Origin of the sequence: Streptomyces inhibens, assembly GCF_003389455.1 — a bacterium.
In the GTDB taxonomy this organism is placed as follows: Bacteria; Actinomycetota; Actinomycetes; order Streptomycetales; family Streptomycetaceae; genus Streptomyces; species Streptomyces inhibens.
Map to the genome: position 1 here is coordinate 1 of NZ_QUAC01000474.1, position 16974 is coordinate 16974.

General features: G+C 72.3%; 14 protein-coding genes. 6 read left to right on the forward strand and 8 right to left on the reverse strand.

The annotated features are described in order from the left end of the window. Positions 1-134: 134 nt before the first annotated feature. Together DY245_RS41135 and DY245_RS41140 are read right to left on the reverse strand one after the other, a co-directional pair. Positions 135-2417: a heavy metal translocating P-type ATPase gene (locus DY245_RS41135; RefSeq protein WP_128512233.1), complete on the reverse strand. Its 2283-nt coding sequence runs from the start codon at positions 2415-2417 to the stop codon at positions 135-137. A 66-nt stretch (positions 2418-2483) separates the two neighbouring features. After that, on the reverse strand, positions 2484-3497 hold the full coding sequence (locus tag DY245_RS41140; RefSeq protein WP_128512235.1) for a helix-turn-helix transcriptional regulator: 1014 nt from the start codon (positions 3495-3497) through the stop codon (positions 2484-2486). A 93-nt stretch (positions 3498-3590) separates the two neighbouring features. Between DY245_RS41140 and DY245_RS41145 the strand changes: the two genes are divergently transcribed. From DY245_RS41145 to DY245_RS41155, 3 genes are all read left to right on the forward strand, one after another. Then, entirely contained in the window at positions 3591-5132 is a 1542-nt protein-coding gene (locus DY245_RS41145) for an MFS transporter (protein ID WP_128512236.1), read from the forward strand. 72 nt (positions 5133-5204) lie between these two features. Continuing rightward, positions 5205-6347 carry a winged helix DNA-binding domain-containing protein gene (locus tag DY245_RS41150; RefSeq protein WP_128512256.1) on the forward strand — a complete coding sequence of 381 codons (1143 nt, stop codon included), beginning with the start codon at positions 5205-5207 and terminating at the stop codon, positions 6345-6347. Positions 6348-6486: 139 nt separating this feature from the next. Beyond that, positions 6487-7572, forward strand: a complete 1086-nt coding sequence (locus tag DY245_RS41155; protein WP_128512257.1) for a magnesium and cobalt transport protein CorA — start codon at positions 6487-6489, stop codon at positions 7570-7572. Between the two features lie 31 nt (positions 7573-7603). On the opposite strand, the gene DY245_RS41160 is transcribed toward DY245_RS41155, so the two are convergent. Next, positions 7604-8080, reverse strand: coding sequence for a hypothetical protein (locus tag DY245_RS41160; protein ID WP_244943583.1), 477 nt, complete (start codon positions 8078-8080; stop codon positions 7604-7606). Between the two features lie 64 nt (positions 8081-8144). Between DY245_RS41160 and DY245_RS41165 the strand changes: the two genes are divergently transcribed. Next, the gene (locus DY245_RS41165; protein WP_128512237.1) at positions 8145-9176 is read left to right on the forward strand and encodes a helix-turn-helix transcriptional regulator; all 1032 of its coding nucleotides are present in this window, start codon (positions 8145-8147) and stop codon (positions 9174-9176) included. 10 nt (positions 9177-9186) lie between these two features. On the opposite strand, the gene DY245_RS41170 is transcribed toward DY245_RS41165, so the two are convergent. From DY245_RS41170 to snpA, 3 genes are all read right to left on the reverse strand, one after another. Next, complete coding sequence (locus tag DY245_RS41170) at positions 9187-10464, reverse strand: CynX/NimT family MFS transporter (protein WP_128512238.1); 1278 nt, start codon at positions 10462-10464, stop codon at positions 9187-9189. After that, the gene (locus tag DY245_RS41175; protein WP_128512240.1) at positions 10457-11203 is read right to left on the reverse strand and encodes a FadR/GntR family transcriptional regulator; all 747 of its coding nucleotides are present in this window, start codon (positions 11201-11203) and stop codon (positions 10457-10459) included. Before DY245_RS41175 ends, DY245_RS41170 begins: the two co-directional genes overlap by 8 nt. Before the next feature lie 325 nt (positions 11204-11528). After that, positions 11529-12197: a snapalysin gene (gene snpA, locus DY245_RS41180; protein WP_128512241.1), complete on the reverse strand. Its 669-nt coding sequence runs from the start codon at positions 12195-12197 to the stop codon at positions 11529-11531. A 218-nt stretch (positions 12198-12415) separates the two neighbouring features. Here snpA and DY245_RS41185 point away from each other — a divergent pair, with 218 nt between their 5' ends. Then, positions 12416-13375: a LysR family transcriptional regulator gene (locus DY245_RS41185; RefSeq protein WP_280525056.1), complete on the forward strand. Its 960-nt coding sequence runs from the start codon at positions 12416-12418 to the stop codon at positions 13373-13375. A gap of 88 nt (positions 13376-13463) precedes the next feature. Here the strand turns inward: DY245_RS41185 and DY245_RS41190 are convergent, their stop codons facing one another. Next, on the reverse strand, positions 13464-14744 hold the full coding sequence (locus tag DY245_RS41190) for an RNA polymerase sigma factor (protein WP_220377997.1): 1281 nt from the start codon (positions 14742-14744) through the stop codon (positions 13464-13466). A 102-nt stretch (positions 14745-14846) separates the two neighbouring features. After that, positions 14847-15215: a YciI family protein gene (locus tag DY245_RS41195; RefSeq protein ID WP_128512243.1), complete on the reverse strand. Its 369-nt coding sequence runs from the start codon at positions 15213-15215 to the stop codon at positions 14847-14849. Between the two features lie 238 nt (positions 15216-15453). Here DY245_RS41195 and DY245_RS41200 point away from each other — a divergent pair, with 238 nt between their 5' ends. Then, a complete protein-coding gene (locus DY245_RS41200; RefSeq protein WP_244943585.1) occupies positions 15454-16854 on the forward strand; it encodes a cation:proton antiporter in 1401 nt (466 codons plus the stop codon). Positions 16855-16974: the final 120 nt, after the last annotated feature.

The following is a 16974-nucleotide window of genomic DNA, read 5'->3' on the forward strand; positions in this document are numbered from 1 at the left end:
GGCCCGCCCCGCCGCGCGAGGGCGGCGGGGCGGGCGCGCGCAGAGGCAGCAGCCCGCCCGATCCAACGGCAGATGTACGGCTTCCCTGCGGTATTGCTCCGGTCAAGGGCGCGTCCCGTACGCCCCGTGAGTCCCTAGGCCAGCGCCCGGAAGCGCCGCAGCCGCAGGCTGTTGCCGACGACGAAGACCGAGGAGAAGGCCATCGCGGCGCCGGCGATCATCGGGTTGAGGAGGCCGGCGGCGGCCAGCGGCAGTGCGGCGACGTTGTAGCCGAACGCCCAGAACAGATTGGTGCGGATGGTGCCGAGGGTGGCGCGGGCCAGCCGGATGGCGTCCGCCGCGGCGCGCAGATCGCCCCGTACGAGGGTGAGGTCGCCGGCTTCGATGGCGGCGTCGGTGCCGGTGCCCATCGCGAGCCCCAGGTCGGCGGTGGCCAGTGCGGCAGCGTCATTGACGCCGTCGCCGACCATCGCGACCGTGCGGCCTTCGGACCGCAGTCGTGCGACGACGGCGACCTTGTCCTCGGGGAGGACCTCGGCGATCACCTCGTCGATGCCGACCTCGGCCGCGACCGCCTCGGCGACGGCCTTGTTGTCGCCGGTCAGCAGCACCGGCGTGAGCCCCAGCGCGCGCAGCCGGCGCACGGCCTCGGCGCTGGTGGGCTTGACCGCGTCCGACACGACCAGCACCGCACGCGCCGCACCGTCCCAGCCGACGGTGACCGCGGTACGGCCCTCGGCCTCGGCCGCTGCCTTGGCGGCGGCCAGCTCGGGCGACAGGAACTGGGTCCACTCGTTCAGCAGCTGCTCGCGGCCCACCAGGACGGCGTGCCCCTCGACGACTCCCTGGACGCCCAGGCCCGGGACGTTCACGAAGTCCTCGGGGGTGGGCAGGCTCCCGGTACGGGACTCGGCGCCGGCCGCGATGGCGCGGGCGATGGGGTGCTCGGAGGCGTGCTCCAGCGCGCCGGCCAGCCGCAGCACCTGCGCCTCCTCGACGCCCTCGGCGAGATGGACCCCGGTCAGCGTCATCACGCCGGTGGTGACCGTGCCGGTCTTGTCCAGGACGATGGTGTCCACCCGGCGGGTCGACTCCAGCACCTCGGGCCCCTTGAGCAGGATGCCGAGCTGGGCGCCGCGGCCGGTGCCGACCATCAGCGCGGTCGGGGTGGCCAGCCCCAGGGCGCACGGGCAGGCGATGATCAGGACGGCGACGGCGGCGGTGAAGGCGGCCACCGCGCCCTCGCCGGTGCCGAGCCAGTAGCCGAGGGTGGCGAGGGCGAGCGCGATCACGACCGGGACGAACACCGCGGAGATCCGGTCGGCCAGCCGCTGCGCCGCGGCCTTCCCGTTCTGGGCGTCCTCGACCAGCCGCGCCATCCGGGCGAGCTGGGTGTCCGCGCCGATCCGGGTGGCCTCGACGATCAGCCGGCCGCCCGCGTTGACGGTGGCGCCGGTGACGGTGTCGCCGGGGGAGACCTCGACCGGGACGGACTCACCGGTGAGCATCGACGCATCCACGGCGGAGGCGCCCTCCACCACCTTCCCGTCGGTGGCGATCTTCTCCCCGGGCCGTACGACGAAACGGTCGCCGACGCCGAGTTCGGCGGTGGGGATGCGGACTTCGCGTCCCTCGCGGAGCACGGCGACATCCTTGGCGCCCAGTTCGAACAGTGCCCGTAGCGCCGCGCCCGCCTTCCGCTTCGAGCGGGCCTCGAAGTAGCGGCCGGCCAGGATGAACGTGGTGACGCCAGCCGCGGCCTCCAGATAGATGGACCCGCTGCCGTCGGTGCGGGCGATGGCCAGCTCGAAGGGGTGCGTCATACCGGGCATGCCCGCGGTGCCGAAGAACAGCGCCCACAGCGACCAGCCGAGCGCCGCGAGGGTGCCCATCGAGATGAGGGTGTCCATCGTGGCGGCGCCGTGCCGCAGATTGGTCCAGGCGGCCTTGTGGAACGGCCAGGCGCCCCACGCCACCACCGGGGCGGCCAGGGTCAGCGACAGCCACTGCCAGTTGGTGAACTGCAGCGGCGGGACCATCGCCATCAGGACCACCGGGACGGTGAGGACCAGGGAGATCAGCAGGCGCTGCCGGAGCGGGGCCAGTGCGTCGGGGGCCCGGTCGTCCGGTCCGTCCAGGCCTTCGCCGCCGGGGGTCCCGGCGGTGGCCGGCGCGCTGACCGGCGGCTCGGGGAGCGCGGCGGTGTAGCCGGTCTTCTCCACGGTGGCGATCAGGTCGGCGGTCTCGACCCCGCTGCCCTCCGCGACCGCCACCTGCGCCTTCTCGGTGGCGTAGTTGACGGTGGCGGTGACCCCCTCCATGCGGTTGAGCTTCTTCTCGATACGGGCGGCGCACGAGGCGCAGGTCATCCCGCCGATCTCCAGCTCGACCCGGTGCTCTCCGATCGCGGTGGTCATGACTGCTCCTCGGTGTGCGGCGAGTGCGTGTTCCTCCGGAACCATATACCCCCTAGGGGTATTCCGTCACGAGGGTGTGTCCACGGCGTCCTCCACCGCCGCATCCGTTGCCGCCCCCTCCACCCCCGCCGCGCGGGTCACCCGGCCGCCCATCGCCCGCAGATACGCGGCCAGCTCCGGCGGCTCATGCACCGTGAACTCGCGCCCCAGCATGGCCAGCCGCATCGCCAGCCACTCCAGCGAATCGGGCGCACTGCGCCAGCGGCAGGACGCCTCGTCGAGCGGTTCGACCCCGCCCGCCGCCGGCCCGCCCAGCCGGGCAGCCACCTCGGCGGCCGGCGCGTACACCGTCGCCACCGCCCGGTGGGTGGGAGCCGTCCCCTGCATCCGCTCCCGGACATAGGCGCCTGCGTCGGCGGCGGGCAGCTCGCGCGGCGGGGTCCGTACGCCGGTGGGGAACGGCTCGCTCAGCCGGTCCACCCGGAAGATCCGCCAGTCCTCGCGGTCGTTGTCGTACGCCACGAGATACCAGCGCCGGCCCGACGCGACCAGCCGGTGCGGCTCCACCAGGCGCTTGCTGCGGGCGCCGGCGCCCGCCCGGTAGCCGAAGCGCAGCCGCTCGTGGTTGGTGATGGCCGCGGCCAGCACCGTCAGATGCTCCGGGTCGACGGTCGGGCCGTCGCCGGACGGCATCGGGACGGTGGCCGTGCCGAGCGTGCCCACCCGGCGCCGCAGCCGGGCCGGCAGCACCTGTTCGAGCTTGGCGAGCGCCCGTACGGACGCCTCCTCGATGCCCGCGATCGTGTGGCCGGCGGCCGAGCGCAGGCCCACCGCGATGGCCACCGCCTCCTCGTCGTCGAGCAGCAGCGGTGGCATCGCGGTACCCGCGGCCAGCCGGTAGCCGCCCTCCGCGCCCATCGTGGCGTGCACGGGATAGCCCAGCTCGCGCAGCCGCTCGATATCGCGGCGGATCGTCCGGGAGGTGACCCCCAGCCGCCCGGCCAGCTCGCTGCCGGGCCATTCGCGTGGGGTCTGCAGCAGGGACAGCAGGTTCAGCAGTCGTGCCGATGTCTCACTCATGGGATCGATGATGCCGCTCCCAGTAGGACCGGAACTGTCCTAGATGGCTTCTAGTGTCGAAGACGTCGAAAGCGCCGATCCCTGGAGAACCCCATGACCACGACCGTGCCCGCGGCCCACGAGGCGGCCGACCCGGCCCCGGCGGCCGACCGCAGACGCTGGACCGCGCTCGCCGTCGTCCTGACCGCCAGTTTCATGGACCTGGTCGACGCGACCATCGTCAACATCGCCATCCCGAGCATCCAGCGGGACACCGGCGCGACCTTCAGCGCCCTGCAGTGGGTCACCGCCGGCTACGCCCTCGCCTTCGCCATCGGCCTGATCACCGGCGGCCGGCTCGGCGACATCTACGGCCGCAAGAAGCTGTTCCTGCTCGGCATGGCCGGCTTCACCCTCGCCTCCGCGCTGTGCGGCCTCGCCGCGACGCCGGGGATGCTGGTCGGTGCGCGGGTGCTACAGGGTGCGATGGCCGCGCTGATGGTGCCGCAGGTGCTGGCGATCATCCACGTCAGCTTTCCCGCCCATGAGCGCGGCAAGGTCTTCGGGATGTTCGGCGCGGTGATCGGCCTCGGCGCGGTCTGTGGTCCGCTGATCGGCGCGCTGCTCACCGAGGGCGATCTCCTCGGCCTGCAATGGCGCCCGATCTTCCTGATCAACCTGCCGGTCGGGATCGCCGGCATCCTGCTCGGCCGCCGCTTCATCACCGAGTCCAGGGCCCCGCGCGCACTGCGCCTCGACCTCGTCGGCACCGCGCTGGCCACCGTGGGCCTGCTGATGCTGCTCTACCCGCTCACCCAGGGACGGGAGTCCGGCTGGCCGCTGTGGGGCTTTGTCTCGATGGCCGCGAGCCCGCTCGTGCTGGCGGTCTTCGTACGGTACGAGCGCGCCAAGGCCCGCAAGGACGGCTCGCCGCTCGTCGAACTCTCCCTCTTCAAGGTCAAGACCTTCGCGGCGGGCGTCGGCGTCCAGCTGACCTTCGGCGCCGTCAGCGGCCTCTTCTTCCTGATCTGGACGCTCTATATGCAGCTGGGCCTGGGCTGGGGCGCGCTGCACGCCGGACTGACCGGAGTGCCGTTCTCGCTGGCCTGCTCGGCCGCGGCCGGGATCTCCGTCCAGAAGCTGGTGCCGCGCTTCGGCCGTAAGGTCCTGCAGGCCGGCGCGCTGATCATGCTCTCGGGTGCGCTGCTCTACATCTGGGAGGCCGGGCGCTACGGCACCGCCATGCAGTCCTGGCAGATGGCGCCGGCGATGCTCCTGATGGGCGCCGGTATGGGCCTGATCGTCGCCCCGATCACCGACTCGGCGATCTCCGAGGTACCGGCCGAGCACTCCGGTTCGGCGTCCGGCATCTTCAACACCACCGGCCAGCTGGGCATGGCGCTGGGCCTGGCCCTGTCGTCGGTGGCCTTCTTCGGGGTCGTCGGCGATACGGGTAAGACGGGCGGCGCCGCGCCCGGTGCCTCGTTCATCGACGCCACCACCCACGCCCTGTGGTGGGTCGCGGGCGGCCTGGCCCTCGTCTTCGGCCTGCTGTTCCTGCTGCCGCGGCGGGTCCGTACGCAGCACCCGGCGGAGCACGCGGCGCCGCAGACCGGCGCGGGGACGGAACGGCAGCAGCCCGTCCTGGTCTCCTGAGCGACCGCCGCCCGCACCCCGCCCGGCACCCCACGAGCCAAGGAGCCACCAGCCGTGCCCACCACCACGACCATGACCTGGACCGAGGCCGGCGCCCGCCGACTGGAGCGCTCCGGGCTCGCCGGGGAGCCGGCGGCGCAGGACCCCGCGGGGATCGCCGCGGCGATGTGCGGGGCGCATGCCCAGGTGCTGTCCGCGGCCGAGCTCTCGCTCATGCTGCGGACCGACCGCGGCACCCGCACCGCCGTGCGTGACGCCCTGTGGACCGACCACAGCCTGGTCAAGACGTACGGCCCGCGCGGCACGGTGCATCTGCTGCCCGCCGCCGACCTGCCGATGTGGACCGGCGCGCTGTCGGCCGTACCGGCCGGCGCCGGCCCCTTCGCCCCGGACGTGCGGCTCACCCCCGAGCAGACGGAGCAGGTGCTGGCCGCGATCGAGGACGCGCTGGCGGACGCCGAGCTGACCATCGACGAGCTGGGCGAGGCGGTGGTCGCCGCCACCGGGCCATGGGCCGGCGACCTGGTGATGCCCGCCTTCCAGGGGATGTGGCCGCGCTGGCGGCAGGTCATGCACCGGGCCGGCCGGCGCGGCGTCCTGTGCTTCGGCCCCAACCGGGGCCGCAAGGTCACCTACACCAGCCCCCGGCGCGCCCGGCCCGGCTTCCGGCCGGCGGACGGCCCGACCGCCCTCGCCGCACTCGTACGGCGCTATCTGTACGCCTACGGCCCGGCCACCTCGCAGGACTTCGCGACCTGGGTCGGCGCCCCGCCCGCCTGGGCTGCCGGCCTCTTCGCCACCCTCGCCGACGACCTCCAGCAGGTCGACTTCGCCGGCTCGCCCGCCTGGATCCTGGCCGGCGACACCGCGCCCCCCGCGGCGGAGCCCTCCGGGGTCCGGCTGCTGCCCTACTTCGACGCCTACGGCATCGCCTGCCGGCCCCGCGATCTGCTCTTCCCCGGCCGGGCGGCGAAGCGCGCGCTGGCCGGGCGGCAGGCCGGGAACTTCCCCGTGCTGCTGATCGACGGCACCGTCGCCGGCGTCTGGCACCAGCGCCGCTCGGGCCGCCGGATCCACCTCACGGTCGAGCCGCTGACGCCGCTGACCGCCCGGCAGCGGCGCGCCCTGGACACCCAGGTGCTGCGGGTGGGCGAAATCCTGGAAGGCACCGCGGAGTTGACGATGGGCACGGTCACGGTGGGGCCGCACGCCTAGGACCTGTCCGGCGCACACGAGGGGAAACGGCCCGGACGGAGCCGTTCGACCCAGCGTCTTCGCCTCACTCCGCCGGGTAAAAACAGCCCCTTTGCCGTACCGTTCGCGGCCTCTCGCGGGCCATACTGGCCCGGTGTCGATGATCAGCAACCTCCGCAAGGCCGTCCGGCTGCCGCAGCCGCGCACCCGGGGGGTCGACCTCAGCCACCCGGCGCGCTCGCCGCTCGGCACCGCCGTGGTGAACTGCGCGGTGTACGTGGACGGCGTGCGGCAGGACGGCAACCATCCGGCAGATGTGGCGATACGCCGGGTTCGTCAATCCAAGAGCGGATTTGTCTGGATCGGGCTGCATGAGCCGTCCGAGGCGGAATTCGCCGGAATTGTCGAGCTGTTCGGGCTGCATCCGCTCGCCGTCGAGGACGCGGTCTACGCCCACCAGCGGCCCAAGCTGGAGCACTACGACGACTCGCTGTTCACCGTCTTCAAGACGGTCCGCTATGTCGAGCACGACCGGCTCACCGACACCAGTGAGGTGGTGGAGACCGGCGAGATCATGGTCTTCACCGGCACCGACTTCGTGATCACGGTACGGCACGGCGGCCATGGCTCGCTGGGCCCGCTCCGCGAGCAACTGGAGTGTGTGCCCGAGCAGTTGGCGCTCGGCCCGTCCGCCGTGCTCCACGCCGTCGCCGACCTCGTCGTGGACGACTATCTCGATGTCACGGCCGCCGTCCAGGACGACATAGACGACGTCGAGAGCGAGGTCTTCTCCGTACGGGGCAGCGGCGGGGCCGGCCGGATCTACCAGCTCAAGCGCGAGCTGCTGGAACTCAAGCGCGCGGTGGCCCCCTTGGACCGGCCGATGCAGGAGCTGGCGACCCAGTCGATGCGGCAGGTCGACCCCCGGATCAAGACGTACTTCCGGGACGTCGCCGACCACCTCGACCGGGTCACCGAACAGATCACCGCCTTCGACGAACTGCTCAACTCCATACTTCAGGCGCATCTCGCCCAGGTCACCGTCGCCCAGAACGAGGACATGCGCCGGATCAGCGCCTGGGTCGCGATCCTGGCCGTACCGACCATGGTCTGCGGCGTGTACGGCATGAATTTCGACCATATGCCGGAAAAGCACTGGACGTTCGGCTATCCGCTGGTGATGGTGCTGATCGTGGCCGTCTGCTGGGTGATCCACCGCGGCTTCAAGCGGAATGGCTGGCTCTAGGCGGCTCCAGCCAGCTCTGGGCGGTACGGCCCTAGGCCGGGGCCTTCGTGAGGTCCACGGTGAACTGGTACTCGTACCGGATGCGGCGGTCCTCGTCGAGAGTGGCGAAGGTGCGGCCGGTCCAGGCGATAGCGCCGCCGGCCGCGGGGATCATATGGGTGGTGAAGCTGACGGCGCCGTGGTGGGCGGTCGCGTCCCCTGCGGAGCGGAAGAGGTGACCGCCGTCCCGCACCAACTGGTTGTGGGCCGAGGTGACCCGCTCCTCAAGCGCTTCCAGGCCCTGGTAGCGCGCCTCCGGGGTGAGTTCGACGGCGTCGGCGGCCCACACTTCGGCGATACGGCGGCGGCGGGCCACGGGGTCGGGCTCGTTCCAGACGGCGATGTAGCGGTCCACGAACTGGTCGATATCGACGGCGATTTCCCTGCCGATTTCCCCGGCGATGTCCCCGGCGCCGGTCACGTCGGTGTGCGTGTCGGAGTTCATGTCGCTGTTCACGTTGGTGTTCATGGCGCGGACGGTAACGACGGTCCACTGACACCTTCTGTCAGTGGTGTGCCGGAGACTTTCCCGTATGCGCGCGAGCCGATTGCTGTCCATCCTGTTGCTGCTGCAGACCCGGGAGCGCATGACCGCGCAGGAGCTGGCGGATGCCCTGGAGGTGTCCGTGCGTACGGTCTACCGCGATATGGAATCCCTGGGCGCGGCCGGTGTGCCGCTGTACGGGGAGCCGGGGCACGACGGCGGGTACCGGCTGCTGGGCGGATTCCGCACCCGGCTGACCGGGCTCACCGGCGACGAGGCCGATGCGCTGTTCCTGACCGGGCTGCCCGCGGCCGCCGCCGACCTCGGGCTGGGCGCGGTGGTGACCGCCGCACAGCTCAAGCTGATGGCCGCGCTCCCCGCCGAGTTGCGCGACCGGGCCGGCCGGATCACCGAGCGGTTCCACCTCGATGCCCCGGGGTGGTACCGCGACGGCGAGCGCACCCCGCATCTGACCGCGGTGGCGGATGCGGTCTGGCACCGGCGCGCCGTGCGGATGCGCTATCTGCGCTGGGCCGAGCCGCACGAGGTCAGCCGCACGGTGTGGCCGTACGGGCTGGTGCTCAAGGCGGGTCACTGGTACCTGGTGGCGGGCGGCGCCGGCGCCGGCGAGCGGGCCCGCGCTGGCGGTACGGACGACCCCGCCGGCCCCCGTACGTACCGCATCGCGCGGATCGTGGAGCTGCACGTCCTGGACGAGCGGTTCGAGCGGCCGGACGGATTCGATCTCGCCGGTCACTGGCAGCGCTATCTGAAGTCGTTCGAGACGCGTCGCCATCAGGACGAGGCGACCGTGCGGCTCGCCCCGGACACCCTCGACCGGCTGCCCCACCTGTGGAATCCCGCGATGGCCGAGGCCGCGCGGCGCACCGCCGCGCGCCCGGACGCCGAGGGCTGGATACGGGTGACGGTCCCGATCGAGTCCGTGGCACAGGCTCTGCCCGAACTCCTCAAGCTGGGCGCCGACGCCGAGGTCCTCGCCCCGGCCCAGCTCCGCGCCCAACTGGCCCGGACGCTGGCGGCGATGGCCCGTCGCTACCGGCCTGAGCAGCCCCGCCCTTGACCTGGGCCCGCTACCGCCCCGCGACGTGCCGTGGCCGCGCGGCCAGTCGGCCCATGGCGATCTGCGGGAGCAGCAGTGCCAGGAGGACCGCCAGCGGAACCGTCCAGCTGCCGGAGGCGTCGTGCACCGCGCCCAGGACGGCCGGCCCGGTGGCGGCGAGGATGTAGCCGAAGCACTGGGCCATGCTGGAGAGTTGGGCGGTGTGCCGGGCGTCCGGCGCGCGCTGGACGATGAAGAGCAGCGCCAGACTGATCGCCGCGCCCTGGCCGAGGCCCAGCAGCACCATCCAGAGGTAGGTGCCGTCGGCCGGCGCGAGCAGCACGCCCACGAAGCCCGCCGCGCACAGCAGCGCGCCTACGGTGGCCAGCACTCCGGCCCGTATCCGGCGGCCGACGACGACCGGTGCGAGGAACGAGCCCGTGATGCCCAGCAGCGAGGAGAAGGAGAGCATCCAGCCGGCGTCGCCCGGGCTCAGTCCGGCGTCCGTGAGCATCGTCGGCAGCCAGGCGGCGGCCGCGTAGTAGCTCAGCGACTGCAGGCCCATGTAGCCGGTGACCTGCCAGGCCAGCGGATCGCGCCACAGGCCGCGCACCGGGTGCGCCGCCTGCCGGGCCGCGGCCGCAGGCATCCGCGTACGGCTGCGGATCCGCGGCAGCCAGACCAGCAGTGCCAGGACCGCCAGTGATCCCCAGCAGGCCAGCGTGGTCTGCCAGCTCAGGCCGGCGGCCTGCTGGACGGGCACCGTGACGCCGGCCGCGAGCGCGGCGCCGCCGAAGAGCGACATGGAGTACAGACCGGTCATCAGACCGGCCCTGGCCGGGAAGTCCCGCTTGATCAGGCCGGGCAGCAGGACATTGGCGACGGCTATCCCGGCGCCGATCACCACCGTCCCGGCGAACAGCGCCACGACCGAATCCAGCATCCGCAGCGCGGTGCCCGCGCAGATCAGCGCCATCGTGCCGAGCAGCGAGCGCTCCATGCCCCACCGCCGCCCCAGCCGCGGGGCGAGCGGCGCCAGCAGACCGAAGCAGAGCAGCGGCAGGGCGGTGAGCAGACTCGTGGCGGCGGCCGACATCCCGCTGTCGTCGCGGATGGTGCCGGCGAGCGGGGAGACGGCGACCAGTGCGGGGCGCAGATTCAGCGCCAGCAGGACGACGCCGATACCGAGGTGCAGGGCGCGGCGCCCGGTGACGCCAGGCGGGGCCTCGGCCGGTGCGGCAACCGGCCCCTCTTGTGCGGCGGTGGCGGGCCGTTCCGCCGTGACCGCCGGTCCTCCTGCCTCACGCATGCGCGTCGCCTTCGGGGTGGGTGTGGCGGGTGCCGGCCCGGTGCTCCGCCGGCGGCTCGCGCAGGGCGTTCATCGCCTCCGTGAGGTGCGCCAGCGCGGCCCGCTCGGCGGCCTCGGCGTCCCCCGCCTCGATGGCGTCGACGATGGCGGTGTGCGCATCGAGCTGGTGGCGTACCGCGTCGGGCAGCGGCGTGCCGACCACCGCCTGCAGTGTTCCGCGCAAGGCGTCGCTGAGGTGCTCGTACAGCTCGGCCAGCACGCTGTTGTGGGCGGCGGCCGCGACCGCGCGGTGAAAGCGCATGTCCGCGTCGATGAAGGCGGCCACATCACCGCGGTCCCAGGCCCGGCCGCGCTCGGCCAGCGCGCCGCGCAGCGCGGCGAGATCCTCGTCGGTGCGGCGCTCGGCGGCATAGCGCGCGGCATCGCGCTCCAGGCTGGCGCGCACCTCGTACGCCTCCAGGTGCTCGGCCCGCCGCAGCCGCCGCTGCACGGCCGCGCCGAAGTCGCTGCTGGCGCGGACGTATGTCCCGTCGCCCTGCCGCGGCTCCAGCATCCCGGTGTGCACCAGCGCGCGGACCGCCTCGCGGACGGTGTTCCGCCCGACGTCGAGCTGCTCGACCAGCACGGGCTCGGCCGGGATCTTCGCCCCGACCTCCCATTCGCCCTCGGTGATCAGCCGCTCCATCTGCTCGATGACCAGGTCGACCAGGCTGGTGCGGGCGGTGCTGCGCAGCGGCATCGGCGCCGTCCTCCTTCTTCGCGGGAGCGCGGAGCGAGCGCTGAAGCCCTGCCCTGCCGTCTCATTCCACCGGTGATGGGAACATCCCATGTTTGGCGATGTCAAACGAAAGCGGTGGGGCTCGGAGAGGAGCCCCACCGCGTGGACGGCGCAGGAGATGCGAGGACTGGTGGGGATACGAGGGCCGGCCGCCAGGTTCCGGCACTCGTCAGTCCCAGGCCGTTCGCGGGCCCGACCGCCGTCAGCACGGTCAGGACCGCGGGCCACCGCCGAACTTCGTTACTTCATCGGGCCTGCTTCGTACGTCAGGGACCTTCGCCGGACGTCAGGAGGCCTTGCCGAAGTGGACGCCGGCCAGACCGTTCGCCCAGAGCTGGTCCACCTGGGCGCTCTCGTTCGCGTCCGGCTTGGTGTTCTGGCAGGACGTGCCGGGGCCGCCGCCGGACATCAGCTCGCTGCACGGACCCTCGTAGTGGTCCGGCAGACCCAGCACATGGCCGGTCTCGTGCGCGGTCACGCGGGTGGAGTTGTACTCCTGGTTCTGCTGGTAGTCCAGGAAGACATAGCCCTTGCCGTGACCGTCGGTGCTGGCGTACGAACCACGCGGGTCGTTGCCCTCGCGGTACTGGAAGTCGCCGCCGCTGCCTTCCTGCAGCTTCACGTTCGAAACGGCGCTGTTCCAGATCGAGGCGCTCTCGGATATCTGGTTCGCGAACGTCGGGGCCGCGCTGGCGTCATAGGTGACGGTGACCGAGGCCGCGTTCGGGTGGGCCTTCATCTTGGCCCTGGCCGACTTCATCACGGCCTCGAAGAACGCCTTGGTGTCGGCCTTCTCGGCCGTCGATCCGTTGTACGCCGCGATCGAGGCGCGGGTGCTGTGGGAGGAGTTGGCGTGGGAGGAGGGGGAAGCTGCCGAAACCGGCGCTGCGGCTGCGAGCGCGGCAGCGAGGCCCAGACCGAGCGCCGCCGACAGCGCCGTCTTGGGAGTTCTCATGTGGGGGGCTCCTTAGTTCCGAGGGCCGTACGGTCGCCGTGTGGGGCGGCGACCGGGGCCCTGCGGATTTCTTGGTGCCGTTGAGTCTGGACGGAGTTCACCCGTGAGACGGAGATGCCAGGTGGCGATAGCTTCAGCCAATACCCCGGGAAAAAGAACAAGTTCGGACAGGTTTGAAAGTCTGGTGTGACGTATGCCGACGTCGTTATGCTCCCGACGTGGAGCTCGAGGTAAGGCATCTTCGCGCATTGTGTGCCATCGCCGACTCAGGCAGCGTACGCAAGGCGGCGCGGCAACTCGGCATGAGCCAGCCCTCCTTGACGACCCAGCTCCACCGCATCGAAAAGGCCCTCGGCGGCCAGCTCTTCTTCCGTGAACCGACCGGCAGCCGGCCCACCCCCCTGGGTCATTCCGTGCTGTGCCGGGCCCGGCCGATAGTGGCCGAAATGCGGGCGCTTGTCGACGAGGTCGCCTCGGCCTCGCTCCGCGAGCAGGGCGCCCGGCTGAACATCGGCAGCACCAACAGCCCCGCGGTCGCCGGCTGGCTGCGCCGGCTGCGGGTGCGGCTGCCGGAGACGGACACCACGATAAGGACCGATGTGTCCGCCAATGCGCTGTTGCACATGGTCGCGACGGGGCAGCTCGACGCCGCCTTCGTCCATGAGGTCGAGGGCGCGCCGCTACGGATCCCCGACGGCCTGGTCGAGCATGAACTCATCGCCAGGGAACCGCAGTTCATCGCCCTGGCGGACACCCACCCCGCGGCCGCCCAGGAGATCGTCCGGGTGGCGGACCTCGCCGACGACCAGTGGATGGTCGATCCGACCGTGGACGGCGAGTGGGCGGGCCTGCGCCGTATCTGGGCCGCGGCCGGCATCAAACCCCGCGTCGTCCACGGTGATTACCTCACCACCGTGGACCTCGTCACGGCCGGCGAGGTGGTCACCCCCTGCCAGCCGACCGCCCGCTCCCGGCACGGCATGGCCATCCGCCCGCTGTACGGCGACCCGCTGGCGGTCCGCCTGCTCATGGCCTGCCGCCAGGACGGCACCCCGGCCGCCCCCGCCGACGACCTGTTCGCCGATCTGACCGCCGCGTACATGGAGATCGCCTGGGCGAGCGAGGCGTACCGGGCATGGCTCGTACGGCATGACGGACCACTGCCGGTGGGTCGGTAACGCCCAGTAGGCCGGCTCGGGAAACGCCCGCCCGGCCGGCTCGGAAAACGCCCGCCCGGCCGGCTCGGAAGAGGCCCGCGAAAGCGGCTCACGCGGGGAACTCCTGCTCCCTGGCCCGCTCCTCCAGCAGCGCCCGCTCGCGGGCGTTACGGGTCAGCGCGGCCGCCCGCAGGAACTCCTCCCGCGCCTCCGCCGCGCGCCCCAGCCGGGCCAGCAGGTCGCCCCGTACGCTCGGCAGCAGGTGATAGCCCGCCAGCGCCGGCTCCTCCGCCAGCCCGTCCGCGACGGCCAGACCCTGCTCGGCCCCGAACGCCATGCCCACCGCGACCGCCCGGTTCAACTCCACGACCGGGGACGGCGCGACCTGCGCCAGCGCCTCGTACAGCACCGCGATCCGCGGCCAGTCCGTCTCCTGGGCGGTGCGCGCCCGCGCATGGCAGGCGGCGATCGCGGCCTGCAGGGCGTACGACCCGACCGTCCCGCCCAGCTCCTCGGCGCGGGCGAGGGCGGCCAGCCCGCGCCGGATCAGCAGCCGGTCCCAGCGCGACCGGTTCTGCTCCAGCAGCAGCACCGGCTCACCCGTCGGCCCGGTCCGCGCCGCCGACCGCGACGCCTGGATCTCCATCAGCGCCACCAGCCCGTGCGCCTCCGGCTCCTCGGGCAGCAGCCCGGCCACGATCCGCCCCAGCCGCAGCGCCTCCTCGCACAGCGCCGGACGCATCCAGTCGTCCCCGGCCGTCGCCGCGTACCCCTCGTTGAAGACCAGATAGATGACCTCCAGCACCGACGAGAGCCGCTCGGCCAACTCCTCCCTGGCCGGCACCTCGAACGGCACCCGCGCCGCGGCGAGCGTCTTCTTCGCCCGTACGATCCGCTGCGCGACGGTCGCCTCCGACACCAGGAACGCGCGGGCGATCTCATCGGTCCGCAGGCCGCCCAGCAGCCGCAGGGTCAGCGCGACCCGCGCCTGGGTGGACAGCACCGGATGACAGGCGATGAACACCAGCCGCAGCAGATCGTCCTCGATCACCTCGGTGTCCAGGACCCGCTCGAAATCGGCCTCCGCCCAGGTGGGTTCGCGCTCCGCCTCGTGCCCGAGCGTCTCCACCTTGCGGGCCAGCCGCTCCTGCCGGCGCAACAGATCGATGGCCCGGTGCTTGGCGGTGGCCATCAGCCAGGCCCCCGGATTGTCCGGGACACCGGTTTTCGGCCACCGCTCCAGTGCGGCCACCAGAGCGTCCTGCGCCAGCTCCTCGGCCAGCCCCACATCCCGCACGATCCGCGTCAGCCCGGCGATCAGCCGCGCCGACTCGATCCTGAACACCGCTTCGATCGCGCGATGAGTATCGCCTGTTGCCGTCACGGGCACCCATCAGAGCACCCGGGCCCCGCCGCGGCAATCCGAACCGCGGAACGGGCGCACGGCGCTCCCGTCCGGTACGCCGGATGTCCGGCGGGCCGGACCGCCGCCTTACGCACCGGCCCCCGGCACCTCCTCCACCTGCCGGATCTCCGCCGTCAGCTCCCACTCGCTCCCGTGCATCCGCAGGAACCGCGACGCCCATTCGACCGCCTCCTCCTTCGACGCGGCCTGGATGAGCAGGTACCCGCCGATCACCTCTTTCGCCTCGGTGAACGGCCCGTCGGTCACGCTCAGCTTCCCACCGGACAGATGCACCCGGGTCCCCTGCGCCGTCGGCGTCAGACCGGCGGTGTCCAGCAGCACCCCGGCCTTGGTCATCTCGTCGATCAGCTTCCCGATCTCCTCCATCAACTCGGGGCCGGGCCCGCCGGCCGGCATCGACTTCTCGTCGATCTTGAGCAGCATCATGTAGCGCATCGCGATCTCCTCTGCGTGTCCATCGGTCTGAACGGGGCGGAATCGATGGCCGGAAACGGCCGCCGGCCGATGGCCCGATTCCGTCCCCTTACTAACGCGACGAACGCCCCTCGTCCGGATCGACACCACCACAGAAATCTCTCGGCCCCCTTCCGTCTCTCTTCCTTCTCTCCTCCGCCGCGCCCATCGGCCCGCGGCAGAGCCTCCGGCGATCAGCCACCGGCCTTCGACCAACCGCGTGAAAGGCACCGCCCCGGCCTTCCGGGAGCGGCCGGGCACCGTGGCGATGGCCGAGAGTGGGAGCCCCGAAGGCCGGCCCGGCCAAGCCCTGGAGACCCCCGTGGACGGCAGCTTTTCCCTGGTCCTGCTCCTGCTGTTCCTGTGGTGCCTGTGCTCGCGGCGGATGGAGCGCTTCGAACTCACCGCTCCGGCCGCCTTCGTGCTGACGGGCCTTCTGCTCGGCGAGGGCACCGGGGTCCTCGACCTCGCCCTCCCGCACGAGACGGTCAAGGTGCTCGCGGAGATCACCCTGGTCTGGGTGCTCTTCACCGACGCCGCGCGGCTCTCCCTCCGGGCCCTGCGGCCGGAACTCGGCCTCTGTGTACGGCTGCTGGGAATCGGGCTGCCCCTGTGTGTGGGACTCGGCACGCTGCTGGCGTCCGCACTCCTTCCCGGCGTTTCGGGGTGGGCCGCCCTGTATGTCGGGGCCGCGCTCGCGCCGACGGATGCCGCGCTCGGCGCGACGATGATGGTCAACCCGGAGGTGCCGGCCAGGATCCGCCGGCTCATCAACGTGGAGAGCGGCCTCAACGACGGCATCGTCACGCCGCTGGTGGTGCTCGCCCTGGCCGGAATGTCCGCGGCCCAGGGCACCGCGGGACCGGACGCCTCCGGTCATGCCCTGGTGCAGCTCGCCGTCGGTGCGGCGTACGGCGCGGTGGTCGGACTGGCCGCCGGATGGCTGCTGAGGACCACGCTCCGCCGAGGCTGGGCGGCGGAGGACTTCGCCGGCGTCGGCGTCCTGGCCCTGGCCCTCCTGGGCTACACATCCGCCCTCGCGATCGGCGGCAACGGCTTCGTCGCCGCCTTCGTCGCCGGTCTGGCCTTCGGTACGACGCACGGTGCACCGCGGCGGGTGCTGCTGTACGTCGAGCAGTCCGCCTCGCTGCTTTCCGTGCTGGTATGGCTGGTTTTCGGCGCCGTCCTGCTTCCGGAGGCGTTCGCCCACTTCACCTGGCAGGTCGTGGTCTACGCGGTGCTGAGCCTGACGGTGATCCGCATGCTGCCGGTGGCGCTGTCCTTGATCGGAAGCGGCCTGGACGCCGGAACGGTGCTGTTCGTGGGCTGGTTCGGGCCCCGCGGTCTGGCTTCGATCATCTTCGGGCTGCTCGCGGTGGAGGAGCTCGCCCCCGCCGGCGCACAGCCGGTCGTTCCGGTGGTCGCCTGCACCGTGCTGCTCAGCGTCCTCGCACACGGCCTCACCTCGGCCCCGCTGGCGAGCCGCTACGGAAGGGCGGCGGCCAAGGGCATGGGCCCGTCCGGCGCGGCACCGGCCGAGCTGCCCGTCAGAGGAATGGCCGCCGGCGGTCTGCACCGGATCCACAAGCCCCGCACGCAAAACGCCGACGGAAAGCGCTGACGGAAGCCGCCGCCGGAAGCCCGTGGACGACGCCCGCAAGCCCACAAGCCCGCAAGACTGCAAGCCCGCAAGACCGCACCCGCCCCGTCACCACCCGCCCATCGGCGGGAGGCATCGGAA

What these genes read in the sequence shown, in the direction of transcription:
- DY245_RS41135 (WP_128512233.1), bottom strand. Translation starts at nt 2,417, where the DNA reads ATGACCACCGCGATCGGAGAGCACCGGGTCGAGCTGGAGATCGGCGGG.
- DY245_RS41140 (WP_128512235.1), bottom strand. Translation starts at nt 3,497, where the DNA reads ATGAGTGAGACATCGGCACGACTGCTGAACCTGCTGTCCCTGCTGCAG.
- DY245_RS41145 (WP_128512236.1), top strand. Translation starts at nt 3,591, where the DNA reads ATGACCACGACCGTGCCCGCGGCCCACGAGGCGGCCGACCCGGCCCCG.
- DY245_RS41150 (WP_128512256.1), top strand. Translation starts at nt 5,205, where the DNA reads ATGACCTGGACCGAGGCCGGCGCCCGCCGACTGGAGCGCTCCGGGCTC.
- DY245_RS41155 (WP_128512257.1), top strand. Translation starts at nt 6,487, where the DNA reads ATGATCAGCAACCTCCGCAAGGCCGTCCGGCTGCCGCAGCCGCGCACC.
- DY245_RS41160 (WP_244943583.1), bottom strand. Translation starts at nt 8,080, where the DNA reads ATGAACACCAACGTGAACAGCGACATGAACTCCGACACGCACACCGAC.
- DY245_RS41165 (WP_128512237.1), top strand. Translation starts at nt 8,145, where the DNA reads ATGCGCGCGAGCCGATTGCTGTCCATCCTGTTGCTGCTGCAGACCCGG.
- DY245_RS41170 (WP_128512238.1), bottom strand. Translation starts at nt 10,464, where the DNA reads ATGCGTGAGGCAGGAGGACCGGCGGTCACGGCGGAACGGCCCGCCACC.
- DY245_RS41175 (WP_128512240.1), bottom strand. Translation starts at nt 11,203, where the DNA reads ATGCCGCTGCGCAGCACCGCCCGCACCAGCCTGGTCGACCTGGTCATC.
- snpA (WP_128512241.1), bottom strand. Translation starts at nt 12,197, where the DNA reads ATGAGAACTCCCAAGACGGCGCTGTCGGCGGCGCTCGGTCTGGGCCTC.
- DY245_RS41195 (WP_128512243.1), bottom strand. Translation starts at nt 15,215, where the DNA reads ATGCGCTACATGATGCTGCTCAAGATCGACGAGAAGTCGATGCCGGCC.